The sequence below is a fragment of the Rhodococcus sp. UFZ-B548 genome (assembly GCF_903819475.1).
GTDB lineage: Bacteria > Actinomycetota > Actinomycetes > Mycobacteriales > Mycobacteriaceae > Rhodococcus_F > Rhodococcus_F erythropolis.
In genome coordinates this window covers 94,571-115,927 of the sequence record NZ_CAIJDS010000015.1, presented here as the reverse complement: position 1 = coordinate 115,927, position 21,357 = coordinate 94,571, and the positions used below count along the sequence as shown (strand labels likewise).

The 21,357-nt window shown below is 62.2% G+C and carries 22 protein-coding genes; 7 read left to right on the top strand and 15 right to left on the bottom strand.

Annotated features, from left to right (window positions below; all coding sequences use genetic code 11):
- Positions 1-991: alpha/beta hydrolase family protein (locus H7C86_RS15515; RefSeq protein WP_182261787.1), on the bottom strand; the 991-nt coding region annotated here is incomplete at its 3' end.
- A 255-nt stretch (positions 992-1,246) separates the two neighbouring features.
- Here H7C86_RS15515 and H7C86_RS15510 point away from each other — a divergent pair.
- From H7C86_RS15510 to H7C86_RS15500, 4 genes are all read left to right on the top strand, one after another.
- Positions 1,247-2,233 carry a dipeptidase gene (locus H7C86_RS15510; protein ID WP_182261786.1) on the top strand — a complete coding sequence of 329 codons (987 nt, stop codon included), beginning with the start codon at positions 1,247-1,249 and terminating at the stop codon, positions 2,231-2,233.
- Between the two features lie 49 nt (positions 2,234-2,282).
- Positions 2,283-3,686 (top strand): dihydrolipoyl dehydrogenase, encoded by a 1,404-nt coding sequence (lpdA, locus tag H7C86_RS15505; RefSeq protein WP_003941477.1) that lies wholly within the window; start codon positions 2,283-2,285, stop codon positions 3,684-3,686.
- Between the two features lie 183 nt (positions 3,687-3,869).
- Complete coding sequence (locus H7C86_RS37240; RefSeq protein WP_259349165.1) at positions 3,870-4,082, top strand: hypothetical protein; 213 nt, start codon at positions 3,870-3,872, stop codon at positions 4,080-4,082.
- Positions 4,079-4,861, top strand: a complete 783-nt coding sequence (locus H7C86_RS15500; RefSeq protein ID WP_259349164.1) for an ABC transporter substrate-binding protein — start codon at positions 4,079-4,081, stop codon at positions 4,859-4,861. The genes H7C86_RS37240 and H7C86_RS15500 overlap by 4 nt, the downstream gene beginning before the upstream one ends.
- Here the strand turns inward: H7C86_RS15500 and H7C86_RS15495 are convergent.
- Complete coding sequence (locus H7C86_RS15495; protein WP_007735410.1) at positions 4,837-5,286, bottom strand: helix-turn-helix domain-containing protein; 450 nt, start codon at positions 5,284-5,286, stop codon at positions 4,837-4,839. The genes H7C86_RS15500 and H7C86_RS15495 overlap by 25 nt on opposite strands.
- A gap of 118 nt (positions 5,287-5,404) precedes the next feature.
- Here H7C86_RS15495 and H7C86_RS15490 point away from each other — a divergent pair, with 118 nt between their 5' ends.
- A complete protein-coding gene (locus tag H7C86_RS15490) occupies positions 5,405-6,256 on the top strand; it encodes an SDR family oxidoreductase (RefSeq protein WP_070385130.1) in 852 nt (283 codons plus the stop codon).
- Positions 6,257-6,306: 50 nt separating this feature from the next.
- Here the strand turns inward: H7C86_RS15490 and H7C86_RS15485 are convergent, their stop codons facing one another.
- Complete coding sequence (locus H7C86_RS15485; protein WP_003941517.1) at positions 6,307-7,908, bottom strand: MFS transporter; 1,602 nt, start codon at positions 7,906-7,908, stop codon at positions 6,307-6,309.
- 68 nt (positions 7,909-7,976) lie between these two features.
- On the opposite strand from H7C86_RS15485, the gene H7C86_RS15480 reads away from it, so the two are divergent.
- Positions 7,977-8,552, top strand: coding sequence for a TetR family transcriptional regulator (locus H7C86_RS15480; RefSeq protein WP_019744460.1), 576 nt, complete (start codon positions 7,977-7,979; stop codon positions 8,550-8,552).
- A gap of 3 nt (positions 8,553-8,555) precedes the next feature.
- On the opposite strand, the gene atzF is transcribed toward H7C86_RS15480, so the two are convergent.
- From atzF to urtA, 12 genes are all read right to left on the bottom strand, one after another.
- Complete coding sequence (gene atzF / locus H7C86_RS15475) at positions 8,556-10,265, bottom strand: allophanate hydrolase (RefSeq protein ID WP_182261785.1); 1,710 nt, start codon at positions 10,263-10,265, stop codon at positions 8,556-8,558.
- 17 nt (positions 10,266-10,282) lie between these two features.
- On the bottom strand, positions 10,283-10,984 hold the full coding sequence (locus H7C86_RS15470; RefSeq protein ID WP_259349158.1) for a GntR family transcriptional regulator: 702 nt from the start codon (positions 10,982-10,984) through the stop codon (positions 10,283-10,285).
- 76 nt (positions 10,985-11,060) lie between these two features.
- Positions 11,061-11,594, bottom strand: coding sequence for a carboxymuconolactone decarboxylase family protein (locus H7C86_RS15465; protein WP_019744457.1), 534 nt, complete (start codon positions 11,592-11,594; stop codon positions 11,061-11,063).
- The gene (locus tag H7C86_RS15460) at positions 11,591-12,397 is read right to left on the bottom strand and encodes an SDR family NAD(P)-dependent oxidoreductase (RefSeq protein ID WP_182261784.1); all 807 of its coding nucleotides are present in this window, start codon (positions 12,395-12,397) and stop codon (positions 11,591-11,593) included. Before H7C86_RS15460 ends, H7C86_RS15465 begins: the two co-directional genes overlap by 4 nt.
- 97 nt (positions 12,398-12,494) lie before the next feature.
- Positions 12,495-13,691, bottom strand: coding sequence for an MFS transporter (locus H7C86_RS15455; RefSeq protein WP_182261783.1), 1,197 nt, complete (start codon positions 13,689-13,691; stop codon positions 12,495-12,497).
- A 9-nt stretch (positions 13,692-13,700) separates the two neighbouring features.
- Positions 13,701-14,690: an LLM class flavin-dependent oxidoreductase gene (locus H7C86_RS15450; RefSeq protein ID WP_020906723.1), complete on the bottom strand. Its 990-nt coding sequence runs from the start codon at positions 14,688-14,690 to the stop codon at positions 13,701-13,703.
- Positions 14,691-14,825: 135 nt separating this feature from the next.
- Positions 14,826-15,515: a GntR family transcriptional regulator gene (locus tag H7C86_RS15445; RefSeq protein ID WP_020906727.1), complete on the bottom strand. Its 690-nt coding sequence runs from the start codon at positions 15,513-15,515 to the stop codon at positions 14,826-14,828.
- 1 nt (position 15,516) lies between these two features.
- On the bottom strand, positions 15,517-16,209 hold the full coding sequence (gene urtE, locus H7C86_RS15440) for an urea ABC transporter ATP-binding subunit UrtE (protein ID WP_003941544.1): 693 nt from the start codon (positions 16,207-16,209) through the stop codon (positions 15,517-15,519).
- 3 nt (positions 16,210-16,212) lie between these two features.
- Positions 16,213-17,049 (bottom strand): urea ABC transporter ATP-binding protein UrtD, encoded by an 837-nt coding sequence (gene urtD, locus H7C86_RS15435; RefSeq protein ID WP_182261782.1) that lies wholly within the window; start codon positions 17,047-17,049, stop codon positions 16,213-16,215.
- On the bottom strand, positions 17,046-18,152 hold the full coding sequence (gene urtC / locus H7C86_RS15430) for an urea ABC transporter permease subunit UrtC (RefSeq protein WP_020906728.1): 1,107 nt from the start codon (positions 18,150-18,152) through the stop codon (positions 17,046-17,048). The genes urtD and urtC overlap by 4 nt, the downstream gene beginning before the upstream one ends.
- Positions 18,149-19,033: an urea ABC transporter permease subunit UrtB gene (gene urtB, locus H7C86_RS15425; RefSeq protein ID WP_003941514.1), complete on the bottom strand. Its 885-nt coding sequence runs from the start codon at positions 19,031-19,033 to the stop codon at positions 18,149-18,151. The genes urtC and urtB overlap by 4 nt, the downstream gene beginning before the upstream one ends.
- Before the next feature lie 54 nt (positions 19,034-19,087).
- A complete protein-coding gene (gene urtA / locus H7C86_RS15420; protein ID WP_019744446.1) occupies positions 19,088-20,344 on the bottom strand; it encodes an urea ABC transporter substrate-binding protein in 1,257 nt (418 codons plus the stop codon).
- Positions 20,345-20,611: 267 nt separating this feature from the next.
- On the opposite strand from urtA, the gene H7C86_RS15415 reads away from it, so the two are divergent.
- Positions 20,612-21,352, top strand: a complete 741-nt coding sequence (locus H7C86_RS15415; protein ID WP_182261781.1) for a TetR/AcrR family transcriptional regulator — start codon at positions 20,612-20,614, stop codon at positions 21,350-21,352.
- Positions 21,353-21,357: the final 5 nt, after the last annotated feature.

Genomic DNA, 21,357 nt, shown 5'->3' with positions numbered 1-21,357 from the left:
AGCCCCACGAGTGGGTGCCGGTCGGCTTGAAGTCGAAGGTGGCCGGGATCTTCAGGTCATTGAGGCGGTAGGCGAGGTTGTGGGTGCAGTAGTTGACTGCTGCCTCGATGACGCCGCCGACGATGACCTGGTTGGCGAGGGTGCCAACTTCACCGTTGATCGCCTCGTTGTTGAGGGTGTCGTGCGGGCCGGGGAGTCCGGAGCCGGTGGAGATGAAGAGTTCGGTGCCGCGGAGCTTTTCGGCGTTGACGACGGGGTCGTTGTCGATCCAGCCCTGGCCGTCGAGGGGGCCCCACATGTTGGTCACGTCAGCGTCGCCGCGCATGCCCACAACCAGTTCGATGGAGGACTGGCCGACCGGTGTGCTGGTCTCGGCGCATCCGCTGTATGCACCGACGCCCTTGTAGAGGCCCGGAGCTGCGATGGCGAGGTTGAGGACCGAGGTCGCGGTCATCGAGATCGCGGAGATCGACTGGACGCCGTTGGTGTTGAACTCGGCGTCGATGACGGGCGGGAGTTCCTGGGTCAGGAACGTCTGCCACTTCTGGCGGCCGAGGGACGGGTCGTCGTTCACCCAGTCGGTGTAGTAGCTGAATGCACCTTCGAGCGGGGTGACGACGTTGACGTTCTTGTCAGCGAAGAACTCGTTGACGTCGGTCTGACGCTGCCACGTCGCCCGGTCTTCGCCGCCGCCTGCACCGTTGAGCAGGTAGAGCGTAGGGCGGGGTTCGCTGCCGTCTGCCGGGACGATGACCTCGAGCGGAATATCGCGTCCCATGGAAGGGGAGTACACCTTGATGGTGGCGATGCGCCCGTTGTCCGTGCGGCTCGAGAGCTTGGAACCCGTTGTGTTTGCTTTGGCAACAGTTGCCGTGGTGGTCGACGGATCTCCACCTGCGGACGACACGGCAGGGCTGATCAGCATCGGCAGCACGGATACTGCTGCTACAGCTGCGACCAGACGGCCACGCTTGAAAGTGCGAGCACGCATACGTTCAGAAACCTCCACCTAAAAATACTTCGAATCCGCCCGGGACTGAACGGTCCTTGTTGCTGTTCGTGATGGGTACATACTCCCGTTGTGTATCAGCGTTACATTCGGTGCGATACGTACAGAGCATGCGAGTCTTGTAAGTTTCTACCTTATCGGCGCGTTATTAGCCAGTGAACCAGAGATTTGCTGAACGGACGACCAGTTTCAGGCCAGTTTCAGGTGAATTTCCCTGGTCATCGACGGGATTCGAGAATGAACCGGACGTTTCCATTATGGGAACAACATTGTTGCCTACCTCTGCAGTCGAACGCGTCTGTCGAAGATCTTCTCCGATATCAGCGCCCAGCGGGGAGTTACGTTTCGGTGAACGTCGGTTACTCGCCGCAGACTCGCGCTGACTCGACGGCAATCGCCAAGAGTTTCGCGTGGCAGGCGCGGGTCGAGTTCCCGGAGATAACCCCTGTCTTCACCGTCGACGGCGTCGTCGAGATTCAGGAGTCGGGCGGAATTGCCCTGGCCTTTGACCTGGAGGACTCGAATCCGCTGGAGGGAGACCTGGCCAACGTCTCGTACTTCTACAACCTCGGAGTCCGCTCGATGTTGCCGACGTATAACTACATGAACGCTGCGGGCTGCGGCTGCTTGGACCTGACGGACACGGGGTTGAGTGGATACGGCCGTGACCTGGTTGCCGAGATGAATCGCGTCGGAATGACGGTCGACGGCTCACATTGTTCGGTACAGACGGGGTTGGACATCTCAGCTATCACCCAGCGAGCAATGATCTACAGCCACTCGAACCTCCGAAGGTTGTGGGAGCATCCGCGCAACATCACCGACGATCAGGCCAGAGCGTGTGCGGAGACCGGCGGCGTAATCGGGATCAACGGCGTGGGCATATTCCTCGGCGTCAACGGACCGGATGACGACCAGGCTCGGCTGTCCGCGATGGCCGACCACATCGAAGAGGCTGTGGGACTCGTCGGCATCGATCATGTCGGGATCGGCTCCGACTTCTCCTTCGACGCCGACGACTTCCGCGAAGAGATCGAGCAGAACCCGTCGTCGTTCTCCGAGGCGTACACCGCGTGGGGGCCACTGCAGTGGACTCCTCCGGAGGACGTGCTGACACTTGATCAGGTATTGCGTGACCGGGGCTTCGACGAGCCGTCGATCGAGGCCGTGTACGGCGGAAATTTCGCCCGAGTTGCCCGAGAAGTGTGGGCTACCGACGGGTAATGCGACCATCTGGGGACAGCGAAACGATGCAGGACTACCCTGGTGAATCGTGACCTCACACTATGACGTCGTTGTCCTCGGAGCCGGCCCCGGTGGGTACGTCGCTGCTATCCGCGCGGCACAACTGGGCCTGAGCACCGCCATCATCGAGCAGAAGTACTGGGGCGGTGTATGCCTGAATGTCGGCTGCATTCCGTCCAAGGCGCTTCTCCGTAACGCCGAACTCGCGCACATCTTCACGAAAGAAGCGAAGACGTTCGGCATGTCCGGAGACGTGTCCTTCGATTTCGGCTCCGCTTTCGATCGCAGCCGCAAGGTCGCGGACGGGCGAGTCAAGGGCATTCACTTCTTGATGAAGAAGAACAAGATCCCGGAGTACGACGGCAAGGGCACGTTCGTCGACGCCAACACCATCAGCGTGGAGCTGAGCAAGGGTGGCACCGAGACGATCACGTTCGACAACGCGATCATCGCGACGGGTTCGTACACCAAGCTGCTGCCCGGCACCTCGCTGAGCGAGAACGTCGTGACCTACGAAGAGCAGATCCTCACCCGTGACCTTCCGGGTTCGATCCTGATCGTCGGTGCCGGCGCGATCGGCATGGAGTTCGGTTACGTCCTCAAGAACTACGGCGTCGACGTCACGATCGTCGAGTTCCTCGATCGGGCACTGCCCAACGAGGACGCCGACGTCTCGAAGGAAATCGCCAAGCAGTACAAGAAGCTCGGCGTCACCATCAAGACCGGTGCCGCTGTGCAGTCCATCAGCGACGACGGCAGCAAGGTCACCGTCTCGATCAAGGACAACAAGTCCGGCGAGATCGAGACCGTGGTCGTCGACAAGGTTCTGCAGTCCGTCGGCTTCGCACCGCGTGTGGAGGGCTTCGGTCTCGAGAACACCGGTGTCGCGTTGACCGATCGCGGCGCCATCGCGATCGACGACTACATGCGCACCAACGTCCCGCACATCTTCGCCATCGGTGACGTCACCGCCAAGCTGCAGCTCGCGCACGTCGCAGAAGCTCAGGCTGTCGTCGCTGCCGAGACCATCGGCGGCGCGGAGACGCAGACACTCGGTGACTACCGGATGATGCCGCGTGCGACGTTCTGCCAGCCGCAGGTCGCCTCGTTCGGTTTGACCGAGGAGCAGGCCAAGGCCGAGGGCTACGACGTCAAGGTCGCGAACTTCCCGTTCGCTGCCAACGGCAAGGCACACGGTCTCGGTGACCCGACCGGTTTCGTCAAGCTGATCGCCGACAAGAAGTACGGCGAACTGCTCGGCGGGCACCTCATCGGACCGGACGTTTCGGAACTGCTGCCCGAGCTGACCTTGGCCCAGAAGTGGGACCTCACGGTCAACGAGTTGGCACGCAACGTCCACACCCACCCCACACTCAGTGAGGCACTGCAGGAAGCGATCCACGGCCTCGCCGGCCACATGATCAACTTCTGACGGCAGGGCCTTCGGCCCCGTGCGCCTTTTCGGTAGTTCGCACTACCGGAAAGGCACACGGGGTTTTTCGTCTTTTGTGTCGAGTTGTGTTGCGAAACCGCCATCTGAGGCCTTCGAGTCGGGGTGTAGGCGCGCAACGCATTAGCGTCCCGAGTCGACCATCCGGCTTTCGAAGGACCACTCATGAAAACTCGTTCCGTACTGCTCGCGGCTTGCGTCGCGCTGACGCTCTCCGCCTGTGGAACCTCAGGTGACTCCGGATCGGACACCGAAGCTTCGGGTGCCGCCGAGGCGGGGGCGTTCCCCGTGACCGTCGACCACGCCTACGGTTCGACGACGATCGACGCGGAGCCTATGCGCATCGTGACCATCGGATGGAGTGGCCAGGATGCGTGATCGCGCTGAACAAGGTTCCGGTCGCCATGGAGAGCTTCTCCGGCGACGGCATCGAGAACAACATCCTGCCCTGGGACGCTTCGCGTCTGAACGGTGTCAAGCCCGTTCTCATGACGACCAATCCCGATATCCCGTTCGAGCAGATCCTCGGGCTCGATCCCGACGTGATCCTCGCCGTCTACTCCGGCATCGACGAGGGCGAGTACAAGCGTCTCAGTGACATCGCGCCGACCGTCGCGTTCCCCGACCAGCCGTGGGATACGGCGTGGGACAAGCAGATGAGCATGATCGGTGCAGCGCTCGGACAGCCGGAGCAGGCTCAGACGCTGATCGACGAGACCGGGGCGTACTTCGAGAAGCAAGCCGCTGATCACCCACAGTTCCAGGGCAAAACCGCAACGTATGCAATGCGCACCGACGAGGGCCTGATCGTCTTCTGCGGCACCGACCCGCGGATCCGTCTTCTCGGCCAGCTCGGGGTGAAGACCTCGCCCGGTGTCGACGCAGTGTGCACTTCCGGCGACAGTTCGGTGTCCGTGGGCATGGAATCCATCGACACACTCGACGCCGACGTCTTCATTCTCGTCGACGCCGACGGCACCAACCTGGACAAGCTGATGTCCTTCGGTCCGTTCGCGAACATGACCTCGGTGTCGAACGGCCGTCTGGTTCGTCTGGTCGGAATGGACTACGCGATGGCTACGTCCGCTCCGACGGTGCTGAGCGTTCCCTACGCATTCGACGAGTTCATCGCTCAGCTTTCGGACAAGTTGAGCTGATTTCGGGCGTCGTACGACGCTTGTGACGCAACGATTTTCGGAACCTGCGATTCGAGTAGTTCGATCAGGGCCGTGATCTTTGCGGCGACGTCGGCGCCGAGTTCGGTCAGGCTGTATTCCACTTTGGGCGGGATGGTTTCGAGTACCTCACGGTGCACGAGGCCATCCCGCTCGAGTGTTTGCAGGGTCTGCGAGAGCATGCGCTCGCTGACTCCGTCGACGCGTCGGCGCAGGGCACTGAACCGGTACGGACCCTCGTTCAGTGCTGCCAGCGCGAGTGCGCCCCAGCGTCCGGTTGCATTCTGCAATGCCGCCCGAGAGTTGCACCCGCGAGCGAAGACGTCAGCCTCGAGCGTCGGGTCCACGACGTCGGCATTCGGATCAGGAGTCTGGGCAGCACGTGAAGGTGAGTCGGTGCTGGTCATGAACCCAGGCTACTACTGCACGATCCCATAGCGCTAACTCGACGTGTTGCACTTACGAAAAATAAGTGCATGATGGTTGCAGAACGCATTTACGCTTCAACCTGGATCGGGAGTTCGCATGAGCATTGCAGTCACCGGCGCAACCGGAAACCTCGGACAACTGGTAGTCGAGTCGTTGATCGGGCGGGGAACCGCCGCGTCCGACATCGTCGCAGTCGTCCGCAATCCACAGAAGGCGGAAAGCCTCGCCGCCCGCGGAGTAGTTGTACGTCAAGCGGACTATGCGGATGCCTCGGCGTTGGAAACCGCATTGGCGGGCGTCGACAAGCTGGTGCTGATCTCGGGAAGTGAAGTGGGGTCACGGCTCGCGCAACACACCAACATCATCGACGCGGCGAAGGCTGCCGGCGTCGGATTCATCGCCTACACGAGCATCTTGAATGCTCAGGACACGCCGATGAAGCTTGCTGCCGAGCACAAGGCGACCGAGGACGTGCTCACTCGGAGCGGTATTCCGTTCGCGCTGTTGCGCAACGGTTGGTACTGGGAGAACTTCACCAACGACCTGGCCGGTGTGATCGAACGCGGCGCACTGGTCGGTGCGGGAGCGGAAGGCAAGATCGCGGCTGCGGCGCGTGCGGATTACGCCGACGCCGCAGCAGTAGTCGTGACCACCGATGGTCACGAAGGTGCAGTGTACGAGTTGGGCGGTGACGAGAGGCTCACCTACGCCGAATTGGCCGAGAAGATCAGCGAGTTTGCCGGCAAGCCCGTCGCCTACCAGTTTGTGGACGAGCAGGCATACGAAGGCATTCTCGACAGTGTCGGACTGCCTGCGCCGGTTGCGCAGATCCTCGCCGATTCCGATGCTGCAATTGCCAAGGGGGCGTTGGACACCGAGTCTGGTGACCTGCAGAAGTTGATCGGCCGCAGCAGCACTCCGGTGGCTGAGGTGTTGAGGAAGGCCTGACCTGCTGTGCGCCTTTATTAACCGCGGGCGGTTAATAAAGGCACAGGGGGTTATCCCATGTGGACTGCACCCTCGGCGGGCAGATCACCCTTCTTGGCGCGGACCAGAACCAGCACTACCGGTGCGATGATCGCCAACAGGATTGCCGCCCAACCGAATGCGGCCGAGTATCCGGATACCTCGGCGCCGAAGAAGTAGTCCGTCATCGAGGCGACGAAGTCCTGCACCGGCTGGGGGAGTAGCGCCAATTGGTCCCCGGTCGGGATGGTCGCATTCGACATGTCGACAGGAATGCCTTCCGGCGGGATCGGCGCCGCGTTGTCGGCGGTGAAGGCCGACTTGGCCGAAGCGTAGATCGTGGTGAACAGTGCGGTTCCGAGTGCGCCGCCGATCTGCAGGGTGGCGTTGACCAGGGCGCTGGCAGCGCCGGCGTCGTGGTCGGGAACGCCGATCAGTGCGAGGTTCTGCATCGGCACCATCAATAGACCGAGTCCGAAGCCGAAGATCGCGAGGCCGGGGAACACGTGCGTCCAGTAGGAGCTGTGTACCTCGATCTGGGTCAGCATGAGCAGTCCTACTGCTGCCACCAGCGGGCCGGCGACCATGAGCGGCTTGGGGCCGATCTTGGTGGACAACTGCGCTGCGATGGTCGACGCCAAGACGATGAAGAATGCCATCGGCAGCGATCCGACGCCGGCCATGACCGGGCTGAATCCGAGCACGATCTGCAGGTAGAACGTCAGGTACAACGTGCCGCCGAGCAGGGCGGCGCCCACCAGCATGGAGCCGATCAGAGCAGCGCCGCGATCACGATGCCACGGAACGCTCAGCGGTAGAAGCGGATTCTTGCTGCGGCTCTCGACGACCACGAAGATCGCGAGGAAGACCAGACCCAGTGCGATGAACAGCAAAGTGTCCGCCTGACCCCAGCCGTGCTCGGCGCGTGTGAATCCGTAGACCAGTGAGCCGAGCCCCAGGGCGATGAGGACAGCGCCGGGAAGGTCGTAGCTCGTGTCGCCGTGCGCTTTGGTTTCCTTGACGATCGGGACGGCTGCAGCGATGGCGATCAGCGCGATCGGGATGTTGACGAGCAGGCACCAACGCCAGTCGACGTACTGCGTCAGCACTCCACCGAGGAGCAGGCCGATGGCAGCGCCACCGCCGGAGATCGCGCCGTAGACGGCAAAAGCCTTGGCGCGCTCCTTCTCTCCGATGAAGGTGGTGGTGAGCATCGACAGCGCAGCGGGCGCGAGCAATGCTGCGAAGACACCCTGGCCGGCGCGAGCGATGAACAGTTCGATACCGCTCTGCGCGATGCCGCCGATGCCGGAGGCAACCGCGAAGCCCGCCATGCCGACGATGAAGGATCGCTTTCGGCCCCAGTAGTCGGCGATACGTCCGCCGAGGAGCAGCAGCGCACCGAACGCCAAGGCGTACGACGTGACCACCCACGCGCGGTCAAGGTCGCTGATGCCCAGTTCCTCCTGGGCTGCCGGTAGGGCGATGGAGACGATGGTGCCGTCGAGCACCACCATGAGTTGAGCGAACGCGACGATGCAGAGCACCAGCCAGCGACGTTGATGATTCGGATTCTCGGAGACAGCCGGGATCGGTGGCAGAGTGCCGCCGTCGACGTGGGACGTGGTGGTCATTGGAAAAAGGTATTCCAGCCTTCTCAGGTGAGTCAAACGAAATAGTTCGTTCGGTTACCATCATCACTATGGCTCCCACTGACGTGACCGCGACGAAACAGCGAATCCTCGACGCTGCGCAAGAAGAATTCGGCACCTACGGGCTTGCCGGTGCGCGCATCGATCGGATTGCGAAGAACGGAAACGCCAGTAAGGAGCGCCTCTACGCCTATTTCGGTGACAAGGTCGCGTTGTTCCACGCGGTGCTCGACGTCGACTTCGAGCAGGCGATGGAGTCCGTCGAGTTCACCGGTGAAGACATGCCCGCGCATGCCGTCGAACTGTTCGACGCAATGCTCGCCAAACCACAGATTCAACGGATGATGATCTGGGGTCAATTGCAGGGTGAGGCACCACGGATGAAGAAGCTGGCCGAGGAACATTCCAGCTGGGTTCCGCGAATGGCCACGATCCGCAAGGCTCAAGAAGACGGCCTCATCTCGAAGCACTGGGACCCCCAGGACCTGATCACGATGCTGTTCGGCCTCGTGTTCGGTTGGGTAGTGGCCCCCGGTGTGGCCGACAACCAGAACGTCGACGCCGACGAGATCGCGCGCCGCCGTGAAGTGGTGCGCGAGGCCGTCACTCGAATCTGCAAGCCCTGACTGTCAGCGAGAGAGGTACGCGGCCCAACCGCCGTAGCCGGTGATGTCAGCTGCGCCGTTTACGGCGTCATGAGTGCAGCTGAAACCGACTGTCGTTCTGCCGTCCGATAACTCGACGCTGGTGAGCGCCATCGGCGCGGGCAAGGCGGCGAGAAACGTTCCCAGGCCAGCCGGTGAGATCCGGAAGATCTCGCCGACGACCGGTGCGCCGAGTCCAGGGCCACGGCGTACCAGGCCGGGCTTCGGTGGCGTCGTGTCGAGAGCGAAGAGCCGGTAGGCATCCGAGGTCGTGACGGTTTCGACGTACCGCGCGCCGAGGTCGACCAACTGTGTGTTGAGGGGTTGCCCGCGCAGGTGAGCGCCGAATACTGCGAGGTCGATTCCGGTATTGACGAGGGTGGGTGAAGGCACATCACCGAGTCGTGCGGCGAGGTCGATGGCGATCTGGTCGTCGAAAGCGGGTACGACGAACATGACGCCGAACGGGTGATCTTCGGCAGTGCGGTGTCCGGGCGCCGCGACGGCCGCCATGTCGAGCAGGTTGCAGAAGTTGGTGAAAGTTCCCATCCGGCGGTTGATTCCGAATGGATCCTCGGTCACGGCAGCGATGGTCGGATGTTCGGTGGTGGTGGGAAGCAGTAGGGCGTCGAACCCTGCGAGGAGTTCCCGGGCGGCAGCCTTGGCGCGGGTGAGAGCGTCGAGATCGTCGACTAGCTGGTATCCGGTGGGGTGCTTCGCGCCGAGCACGATGTCGGACACCGCGGGATCTGCTCCGGCAGGACGAGTTTCGAGGAACTCGCCGGCAGCGGCGTACCGCTGCGCCACCACGGCGCCGTCGTAGAGCAATCGGGCCGCGTCGAGCAGCCCGGAGATGTCGACGGTCTCGGTCTCGGCGCCGCCTGCCACCAGAGCTGTCACAGTGTCCTGAAATGCTGCCAGATACGACGGGCTCAGTTGAGCGAGATCCTCGATTCGGGGGACCGCGACGCGGGGATTCGGCGCCGCCGCGAGACGAACGTCGGAAGGCCAGACGCGGCTGCGGGGATCTCGAGGTTCGTGGCCGACCATGATTGCCGCTGCCGCGGTTGCCGATTCGAGGTCGCCGGCAAATACCGTCAAAGCGTCGTAGTCGATGCAGGCGGGCACTACTCCGTGGACGGGAATGACGCCGAGCGAGAGCTTGAGTCCGTAGATCCCGTGGAACGCTGCCGGCACCCGGCCCGAACCGGCAGTGTCGGTGCCGATTCCGATATCCGCAATCCCCAGTGCCACGGCGACGACGGATCCGGAGCTACTACCGCCCGAGATCAACTTCTCGTCCCAGGCGCAGCGAACGGCTCCGTACGGACTACGCGTTCCGACCAGCCCGGTGGCAAACTGGTCCAGATTGGTCTTCCCCAGAACAACAGCGCCGTGCTCGATCAACCGTGCAACGGCACTGGCAGTTTCATCCGGCGCATACGCGAATTCGGGGCACGCCGCTGTGGTCGGCAGACCGGCGACGTCGACGTTGTCCTTGACGGCGACCAGGCGCCCAGCCAGGGAAAGATGCTCGCCCGCGGCGATTCTGGCTTCGGCCGAGGCGGCATCGGCAAGCACATCTTCCTTGCGGCGCAACGTGATCCAGACTTCGGGGCGATCTACTTCCTCGATCCGCTGGAAGGCCTGCTCGACCCGGGCTGTCGGGGTGAAAACTTCTGCTGCGATGGTCATGCTGTGTACTGCTCCGATCAGTCCGTGATGGTGGCGAGTGAGAGCGCGGTGATCGCGCGGGTCACCCGGTCGAGGACGACGTCGAGAGACTCGCCGATGTGCTGGTGCAAAAGCGTGCGGGCCTGGGGCAGATTGCCGGCACGTAGTTCTTCGAGGATTCGAATGTGCTCCGCGATCGAGGTGTCGATGCGGCCGTTGACCATGAAGTCGTACATCCGAACGTGCCGGATACGGGAATTCACCGACAGCAGCGACGCGACCAGTTCATTGTTTCCCGACGCCCTCAGTACGGCGACGTGGAATTCCTCGTCCAGTTCGACGAACCCCGGTTCCTGAGCCGGCGGATCGAGAGCCAGGGCACGCCACCGCACCAACTCGTCGTCGAGGATTGTTCGGTCGTGCCGGATCGTAGGATCTGCGATCGCCCGGGTAATTCCTTGTAGTTCCAGAGTGATTCGGAGTTCGTACAGATCTCGGATCCGCGGGATGCTCGGGCGCACGGCGGAGAACCCGTACTCTTCCCGGCGCAGGAGTCCATCGGCGCTCAGCATCGTCAACGCTTCCCGTACTGGTGTGCGAGAAATGCCGAAACGCGTGGAGAGCTTCGGTTCCGTCAGGCGCTGATCGAACCCGATAGTCCCGTTGACCAGTTCGGTGCGTAGTTCCCGGTAGACCACCTCACGCAGTGGCTCCGGCGCCGTATTCATCCCTGTCGACATACCTGTATACGCTATTGATCAGGTGTTTCGTCCAGATGTCTTCGGGTAAGAGCTGAGTTACGGCCGCCGCGGAACTTCAGGAGAAGTCGCGCTGAACCCGCAAGGTTCCGATCGTGGTGGCCAGGCCGTCGTACTGAGTGACCAGCAAGGTGAATTCGATCAACCGACGATCGTCGAGATGCTGCGAGAGCGTTCCCCACGTGTTGTCGGTGATGTCCTTGGTGGTGACCAACTCGTCGACCGCAGTCAAGATCGCACGGTGACGCGGACTCAACTCGGAAGCGCCAGGGCCCTCGATGATTCGGGCCAGTTCTTCTGCGTCGATTCCGGCTTTGCGGCCGAGCCTGATGTGGTGATCCATCTCGTAACCGCAGTCCCGCAGGTGCGCGACCCGCAGGATGATCAGTTCGGTGTCGTGGCGAGAGATCTTGCCGCCGGGCATGAGTGAGCCGGAGTAGTGCAGCCAACCGCGGAAGAGTCCACCCGTGCGCCCCAAGGTGCTGAACAGATGCGCGTCGGGTGCTCCGGCAGCCTTCGACAGGACACGCCAGATTCCCCAGTTGATCGGACCGAGGTCCTTGAATCGGCCGGGCGGGATGCGGGGGTTCATGCGACTCCACGGATGTGAGAGGGACGGAGGTCGATAGCTCGTTGCGCGATGTGGCGAACCGCAGCGCTGCGGCGGGGCGCGTGTACGCGTGACTTCCGGCCGACGATACCGCGCTCGAACGCGTCGACGGCGTCAGCGACGGTCGTGGTGCCGGCGCTGGCGAGGGTTCCGCGAGCGCCGTCGAAAGAGAGTGCGGTGGTATCGGTGTCGATGTCTCCGATATACGCGACGCCCACCTTGGTACCAAGGTGTTTCATTTCCAGGCGCAACGCGTCGCCCAACGCTTCGACACCGGCGCGCGAAGCACCGAACGGTCCGCGGAACGGGTGCTTCGCCGCGCCGTGGGCCGAGGCGACCACCAGGGCGTAACCATCTTCGTGACTGATGTGGGGACCGGCTGCGCGCAGGGTGTAGTACGTGCCCATGAGGTTGACTTCGACTGCGCGACGCATGTCTTCGACGTCTCCGCCGAGGATCGACGAATTCGCCTCGACGCCGGCATTGGCCACGACTACGTCGATGCCTCCCAGCTGCTCAGCGATGTAGCTGACGCCGCGAGATACCTGCTCGAGATCGGCGACATCGCACAACTGCCACGGCGCGCGGCCGCAGGAAGTGGCGACTTGCTCGAGAAGTTCCGGCTCGAGGCCGAGCAGTCCCACGGACGCGCCACGGTCGTACAGGCGTCTGGCCAGCGAAGAACCGATATTGCGGGCAGCGCCGGTGATCAGGATGCGCCGACCCGTCAGATCGTCGCCACTGCTCTTGGCCGATTCGGCCTTGCCCGCCTCGCTCTTGCCCATGTGCTGTGTCCCTACGCAGTTACCTTCTGGTCCTCCGACGCTAACACCGCCGGGTAGCTGCGACTGCAAGTACCGCCAACTCCGTCCGAACGGGTGTTCAGACCGATGCGGCTTCGAGACGCGGATGTGACGTGGAAGCCTGGGTCGACCGCAATCGACGGAATCGGACCACGGCAACGACGGCGGCAACAGCGGCGAGGATCACCAACGGCAGTGACGGGCCCATCGTGGGTTCGATGACAACCAGTAGCACCGGCAGTCCGAATCCGAGATAGGTGCCGACGTAGAAGATCCCGGTCAAAGCGCCCCGCGAGGCCGGGGGAGCCAGCGACTCGAGGTCGAGCAGTCCCTCACGCAGACACAGTCCGTAGGCCGTACCGAGGACGAGCGCGCAGACGATGAACAACCCGAGCGCGGGGTGCGCGCCGCCGACTGCGACCAGGCAGTATCCGAGTGCCGCCAGTGCGGCACCTGTCGTGCCGGCCTGAGGACCCCAATTGCGATGGCGCGCAGCGGTTTGAACCAGGATTCCAGCACCCAGAGTCAGCGCCGCCGCGAAACCCGGAAGGAGAGGACCTGAGTAGCGGTCCCCGAGCCTGGCCGTCATGGTCACGAAAGACACTGTTGCGCTGGCGAGCACCCATGGCGCCAACGGAAGTGCCCAGAGCAGTGCGGCCTTCACACCGGTTTCCGACCGCTCTGCGCGGTCGGGAATCTGTGTGAACATCGCAGCTTTGGTGGGAGCAGGAGTACGACTCCACACAGCTGCCGCGGCAACCGAACCCATCGACAAGACGGTCGAGACGACAAAGGGCGTAGCGAGTGGGAAGGCGGCAAATTGTGCCAACAGACCCGAAAACAGTGGTCCCAGTGCAAAACCCGAGGTGAGTACGACGCCCGCCATCACGGTTCCGGACTTACCGCGAAGGTCAGCTGCCCACGCGGTACCGGCGCCGATTGCCAGACCGGCACCGATACCGACTACGAGGCGCCCGACCATGAGCCCGGGCGCGTCGTGCCAGAGAAGAAGAATCAAGGTTCCGAGCGAGGCTATGAGTGCTCCGGGAAGGACGACTACAGCTCGGCCGACGCGGTCCGACACTGCTCCACCGGTCAACAGGCCGGGTAGGAGTCCGAGCGCATAGATACCGAAAACACCGTCGAGCACGGTATGCGAAAGGCCCTCGTCCACCCGGAGAACCGGGATGAGCGAAGCAAAGTGGTTGGCGGCCCAACCCGTCGAAAGTAGTACGGCCAGTACCGAGATGAACCCGCGACGGGATGGATCGCCCATACCGGCAGCTTAGGCGGGCACCAGATCGCTCACGTCGGCGAGGAGTTCAAACGTGCGCAACCATGCCTCGCGGTTGGTGCCGGTCGACACCGTGATCAGCTCGTCGGCCTGCGCATGCTCGGTGAATTCGTCGAGGTACGCACGCACCTCGGCGGGCGTGCCGATGGCGCTGTACTTGGTCATTTGCAGAACCTGCTGACCGGCGGGGGAGTCGAGCAGCATGTCCGCTTCGTCGTCCGTGAATTTGCGTCCACGCCCGAGAAGAAGACTGACGCGCGAACGCTTGGCCGCGAGGAAGTCCTGCTGAGCCTGCTCATGGGTGTCGGCGGCGATGACGTTGACGCCGGCGATGACGTACGGCTCCGCCAACTGCTCCGACGGCTTGAACTCGCGTCGGTAGATTGCGACGGCGTCGCGCAGGGCGTTGGGGGCGAAGTGCGAGGCAAATGCATACGGCAGGCCGAGCATCGCGGCGAGCTTGGCGCCGAACAGTGACGATCCGAGAATGTAGAGCGGAACGTGAGTGCCCTTACCGGGAACGGCATTGATTCCGGGGACGCGCGAGGTGTCGCCGAGGTAGCCCTGAAGCTCGAGTACGTCCTGCGGGAAGCTGTCCGAAGAACTCGGGTCGCGTCGCAAAGCCTGCATCGTCTTCTGATCACTACCGGGCGCGCGGCCGAGACCGAGATCGATTCGACCGGGGTGCAAAGTCTCGAGGGTGCCGAACTGCTCGGCGATCGTCAGCGGTGCGTGGTTGGGCAGCATGATTCCACCGGCGCCGAGGCGGATTTTGCTGGTGTTCGCGGCGACGTGGCTGATCAGAACGCTGGTTGCCGAAGACGCGATGGAACCCATGTTGTGGTGCTCGGCGTACCAGATTCGCTTGTAGCCCCACTCCTCGGCACGCTGCGCCAAGGTCACGCTGGCGTCGAAGCTGTCTTTGGCGGTTTCGTCGTCCCCGATGTGGGCGAGGTCGAGGATGGAAAGTGGTACGGCCATGGAGGTGGAGCCTTTCTCAGCGAATAGAACGCAAGCGTCGTTGTGAGGTGCAACCGCTGTGAGTCCATTCCTATTTCCGAGAGCCTTCCCACGCTGAGCAAGTGCGATTTTCGGAGGGCAGTGACTCCCGCTCGATCAGTTCCGCACAGCGTTGGCCATGGCGGCCAACGAGAGGGCCTGACGAGCACGGTCGAGGACAACCGCACGAGAGATGTCGATGTGCGATACCAGTGCCTCGTGTGCTTGCGGAATCTTGCCGTCCAGAACCAGTTCGACGACGGAGATATGTTCCTCCACGGTGGCCTTCATACGGTCGGGAGTCAGGTAGTCGAACATCCTCACGGGGCGCAGCTTCGAGTTGACGGCCTGCAAGGCGTCGACCAACGCGTGGTTTCCGGACGAGGCGAGGAGCGCGATGTGGAACTCCTCGTCGAGCGTCACGAAACCGGCGTCCGGTACCGGCATCTGTTTGAGAAATGCGTACCACTTGTCGAGTTCGGAACCGAGCGCGTCTCGGTCATGAGCGGGGGCCTCACCGTCGAGTACCCGACGAAGCCCGTGCACCTCGAGGAGTATGCGCAGCTCGTAGAGGCCACCCAACTCGTCGAGGTGCGGTCGGTACGGAAAGAGTCCATGTTCGTCGCGCTCGACCAGCCCGTCGGATTCCAACTTTGCGAGCGCTTCGCGCACCGGTGTTCGCGAGACACCGTAGAGATGGGCCAGGCGTTCCTCGCCCAGTCGTTCCGAGGGCGCGATCTGACCGGACATCAGATCGTTTCGGATCGACCGGTAAACCTGTTCGCGCAGCGGCGGCCGCACACTCATGTCAGATTGCCATCGCTCGACGAACCGCCTCGGTGGACGTGGTGCCGCCCTCACCGGTCGAGGTCACGTGTCCGGCCGCGAGAATGCTGTAATGCTGAGCAGATTGGAGCGCGAAACCGATGTGCTGCTCGACAAGGAGGACACCGAGATCGCCGCGCTCGGTGAGTTCCATGACGGTTCTTTCGATTTCGGCGACCACGTTGGGCTGAATGCCCTCGGTTGGTTCGTCGAGGATGAGGATCTTGGGCTCGGTGATCAAGGCGCGGGCGATGGCAAGTTGTTGTCGCTGCCCACCGGAGAGAAGTCCTGCGCGACGGTCGAGGAGTGTGGTGAGGGCGGGAAACAGATCCAATGCCTCTGCGATGAGTGCCTTTCCGCGTTTGCGCCCGTCGGCGACCACCCGAAGATTCTCGGCAGTTGTCAGTTGTCCGAACGACTGCTGACCCTGCGGTACGTAGGCAAGTCCGCGAGCGACGCGGGCGCTCGGTCGTAGTCCGGTGATGTCCTCTCCGTTCAGAAGTACCTTTCCGCGTGTGGGTTTGATCAGACCGACGGCGGCGCGCAGCAAGGTGGTCTTGCCTGCTCCGTTGTGACCCATGACTGCCGCAACCCCGTCGCTGGGAACCAGCAGGGAAACGCCGTGGATCACTTCGGTGCGTCCGTAGCCGGCGCGGATGTCGACGAGCTCGAGCATGATTCAGTCCTCCGGGGTCGGTTCGGTGTCGGCGCCGAGATCGGTTCCGGCAGCGGCTGTGCCGAGATAGACTTCTTGCACCTTGGGGTCGGCTTGAACCTCCGCCACAGTTCCTTCGGCGAGTACTTTCCCAGCGGCGAGCACTGTGACGGACGTGGCGAACGATCGCATGAAGTCCATGTCGTGCTCGACCACGACGACGGTTCGTGCACCGCCGATGCGCCGTAGAAGGTTTCCGGTCTCCTCGCGCTCCTCCAGGCTCATCCCAGCGACGGGCTCGTCGAGTAGTAGCACGGAACAGTTCTGCACCAACAACATTCCGATTTCGAGCCACTGTTTCTGCCCGTGCGCCAGAATGCCCGCGGGAGTGTCTCTGAGGTGCTCCAAGCCGGTTGTCTCCAGAGCCTCCTCGATCTCGGGGAGCACACCTTTGCGCCTTCGGAGCAGGTTCCACGCCGATCGACCGGCTCCCGCCGCGATGTCGAGATTCTGCAGCACCGAGAGTTCTTCGAAGACGCTTGCCGTCTGGAAGGTTCGCCCGACGCCGAGGCGGGCGATCTTGTGAACCTTCTTGCCGAGCAGTTGCTCGCCGGACTTCGTGATCGAACCCGTCGCGGGAACGAGTCCGGTGATGGCGTCGACCAGCGTTGTCTTTCCAGCCCCGTTCGGGCCGATGAGAAACCTGAGGTCGCCCTGCATGAGGGTCAAGTCGACGCCGTCGACGGCCTTGAAACCGTCGAAGCTGACCGCAAGGTTCCGTACTTCGAGGTACTCGGACGACATTCCGGCGTTGCCGCCCAGTGCCGGTGTGGGTTCGCTGGTGGCGGTTGTGTTGGTCATGACGACACCTCCACTGGTTCGGGTTGGGAGACCTTGACCGGCGGGTCGGCCGGGGTCTCACGCTTCTTGCGGTGGCGCATCAGGGCGAACAATCCGGCCACACCTGCCGGGAAGAACCCGACCACGACGATGAACATCAACCCTTGTGCGTAGATCCATCCCGAAGGGAGTTTCTCCGAGAATGTCGACTGCGCCCAAGCGACGCCGATCGCACCGAGTACCGGACCCAGAAGCGTTGCGCGGCCACCGATCGCGACCCCGATGAGGAAGGCGATTGACGGAACGATCCCGACGTCGGCGGGGGAGATGATGCCCACGATCGGAACGAACAGCGCACCGGCGATACCGGCGAGGAACGCCGCGGTCACGTAGGCGACCAGTTTGATGTTCGCCGGATCGTATCCGAGGAAACGTACGCGCTCCTCTTGATCGCGGACGGCGACGAGGAGTTCGCCGTATCGGGAGTTCATCAGCTGGCGAATCAGAGCGACCGATGCGAGAAGAACTCCGGCGGCGATGAAGAACAACATCTGCTTGTTCGCCGGATCGTTGAGGTTGAAACCGAAGAACGTGCGAAAGCGGTTGAGGCCGTTGCTGCCACCGATCGACTGCTGGCCGATCAAGAGGATCGCGAAAGCCGCGGCGAGTGCTTGCGAGAGGATCGCGAAGTACGCGCCCTTGACTCTCCGCTTGAACACACCGAGTCCGAGGAGAAAGGCAACAGCGCCAGGCAGGAAAAGGATGGCGAAGATCGCCACGAATGGCGAGGCGAACGGTTGCCAGTATCCCGGAAGTTCTGTTTTGCCGGCGATGGACATGAAGTCCGGGACCGCGTCGCCCTTGAGTTCGGCATCGGCGATCTTGAGGTGCATCGCCATCACATATGCGCCGATTCCGAAGAAGACGCCCTGGCCGAGCGTGAGCATTCCGCCTCTGCCCCAGGCCAAGCCGATGCCGACAGCGACTATGGCGAAGCACAGGAATTTGGCCAACAGTGACAGCCTGAAGTCCGAGAGCACAGCCGGAGCGATGGCGAACAGCACGATCGCGGCAAGTGCAAATCCGCCCCACACCCGAATTCGGGAATTGTTCAGGATGCTCATACGAGGCTCCTCGTCTTGACTGCGAACAGGCCCTGCGGCCGAACTTGAAGGAAGACGACGATGATGACGAACACGATCACCTTCGCGATCGACGCCGTCGTCGAGTACTCGATGAACGAGTTCAAGATGCCGAGGGCGAAGGCTGCGATCACGGCTCCCTTCATCTGACCGAGACCGCCGACGACGACAACAAGGAAGGCGTCGATCAGATACGACTGGCCGATGGTCGGGCTGGTGGAACCGATGAGTGTCAACGCGACACCCGCGACGCCGGCGAGTCCGGAACCGAGGAAGAAGGTCGTGATGTCCGTACGACGAGAAGAGATTCCGCTCGTCTCGGCCAGATCGCGATTTTGGACGACGGCCCGGATGCGTCGACCCATCGACGACTGCTTCAGTGCGACCGAAAGCGCGATCACCGCTGCGATCGCCAACACCAGAATGAAGATGCGGGTTTTCGGTACCACGGCGCCGAAAATATCGACCCCACCCGAAAGCCAGCTCGGCGCCGAAACATTGACTGCCGGCGCGCCGAAGATGTCGCGCGCCAACTGCTGAAGGATCAATCCGACGCCGAATGTCACCAACAGGGTGTCGAGGGGTCGGTGGTACATCCGCGATACCAGGACCACTTCGAGCACGACACCCATCAGTCCGCCGACGACAAAACCGACGAGCAGAGAAATGATCAACGATCCCGTTGCATTCGAGATCACCTGCTGCACTACGTATGCGGTGTACGAGCCGGCCATGATGAACTCGCCGTGTGCCATGTTGATGACACCCATCTGCCCGAACGTGAGAGACAATCCCAACGCTGCCAACAGGAGAATCGATCCGATACTCAAACCCGTGAACAACTGTCCGATCACAACATCCATGACAGACGCTCCACCTCTCTACTCGTCGATTCCGTCAATTCCGCCTTTCGTCGATCAGCTGCCGAGTCCCTCGGCCCAGGGGTAGTTCTTCAGGTACGGATCCGGCTCGATCGGCTGTCCCGAATCCCAGACCGTGTAGATCAGTCCGTCGGAACGGATTTCGCCGATTCGGGCAGTCTTGGTGATGTGGTGGTTGTCGCCGTCGATGGTGACGAGTCCTTCGGGTGCCTGGAAGGTCACACCGTCGGCGTTGTCCTGAATATCCTTGACCGCAAACGAGTTGGCCTTCTCGACGGTGTTCTTCCAGAGGTAGACGGAGGTGTATGCCGCTTCCATCGGATCGGACGTGGGCTTGTCCTGGCCGAACTTCGCCTTGTACGCCTCGACGAACTTCTTGTTCTCGGGGGAGTCGATGGTCTGGTAGTAGTTCCACGCCGTCAGCTGGCCTTCGACGTTCTGGACTCCGATACCGCCGACCTCTTCCTCCGCAATGGAGACGGAGACGACGGGCATGTCGGCGGGCTTCAGGCCGACATTCGAGTATTCACGGAAGAACGCGACGTTGGAATCACCGTTGAGTGTGTTGAACACGGCATCGGCGTCGGCTGTGCGGACCTTGTTCACGATGGTGGAGAAGTCGGTCGAGCCCAATGGCGTGTAATCCTCGCCCTTGATCTCGATGCCGTTCGCTGCCGCGTACGCCTTGATGATGCGGTTGGCGGTCTGCGGGAACACGTAGTCGCTGCCGACCAGATACAGCGACTTGACGCCCTTCTCCTTCAGGTAATCCAGAGCGGGGATGATCTGCTGGTTGGTCGTTGCACCCGTGTAGAAGATGTTCTTCGAATCTTCCAGCCCCTCGTACTGGACCGGGTAGTAGAGCAAGGAATTGTTGTCCTCGAACACCGGCAGCATGGCCTTGCGGCTCGAGGAAGTCCAGCCACCGAAAACTGCTGCGACGCAATCGCTGCTGATCAGTTTCTCGGCCTTCTCGGCGAACACTGTCGGCTCCGACGCGCCGTCCTCTGCCACGATCTGGATCTTCTTGCCCAGCACACCGCCGGAATCGTTGATCTCCTGCACCGCCAACGAAATGGAGTCGCGGACCGTCACTTCACTGATGGCCATGGTGCCCGAGAGTGAATTCAGAGAACCGACCTTGATCGTGTCCCCCGAGGTGTCGACGCACGACGTAGCCGTCGAATCTCCCGATGCGGTGTCTGTCGCCTTGCTTCCGCAGCCGGTGAGAACCAAGCCCAGCGCGGCGAGAGCGGCCGGCGCGGCAAGGGTGCGCTTCGAGAAGGTTCGCATGTACGGGCCTTTCGTGTCGATGGCTCTGGCAGACAATGGCTCTGACAGATCTGTATCCGGAGTGCGTATACAACGCTGTATTCGTCGAGTGCACAGAGTAGGTGGAAGTTGTTGCGGTGGAATGACTGTCGGTGACAAGTGTGTGTCCGGTGTTTCGATTGGATGTCCAGGACCTCACACCGCAGGTCAGCGAGGGTGCGGTGTTAGCATCGACGAGAAATTGATCAAGCACTCGCTTGACGATCGGAACGTCGGAAGGATCTTCTCGTGCGCTCGACCCGACGGGACGAAATACTCGCTCATGCGGCCAAGCTGTTCAGTGAGCGGGGAATCGCCGCGACGACGGTACGCGACATCGCCGACGAAGTCGGGATTCTCTCCGGCAGCCTCTACCACTACTTCGACTCCAAGGATGCGATAGCCAACGAGATCGTCGTCCGGTTTCTCGAAGACCTCAACGTCAGGTACGAAGACTCGATCGAGCCGGGAGGTTCGGCCCGAGATCGCCTGGCAACGATGGTCTCGGTGTCTTTTGCCTCGGCGGTGGATCACCCGTATGCGACGGAGGTCTATCAGGGAGAAGCCATACTTTCGTCGCAACCGGCGGACGCGCCCATCACCATCCTGGTTCAGAAGGCACACAGCTACTGGCGATCGGCTATCGCTCGCGGAATTGCCGACGCGGAGTTTCGGGAAGACATCGATCCCGAACAGTTTCACCGTCTCCTGCGTGAATCCGTCTGGTCCACCGTCGCGCAGTATCGCCCGCAGCTTTCCGAGTTGGCGGATGATCTGCAGCGCAATCTGATTTCGGTATTCCTGGACGGCTTCGCCGCACGTTCCGTCGACGGCGAGCCGGTGGCACGCATTGCGCAGCGCACGACGAAGAAGGAAGCGCAGACCGTATCTCCTGCCTCCGAATTTGCCGAACTCCGCTCTGATGTCGACGAATTGAAGTCCGTCATTCGCGAACTCAGCTCCTCGATCCGGCAGCTGCAGAAGCCGTAACACCG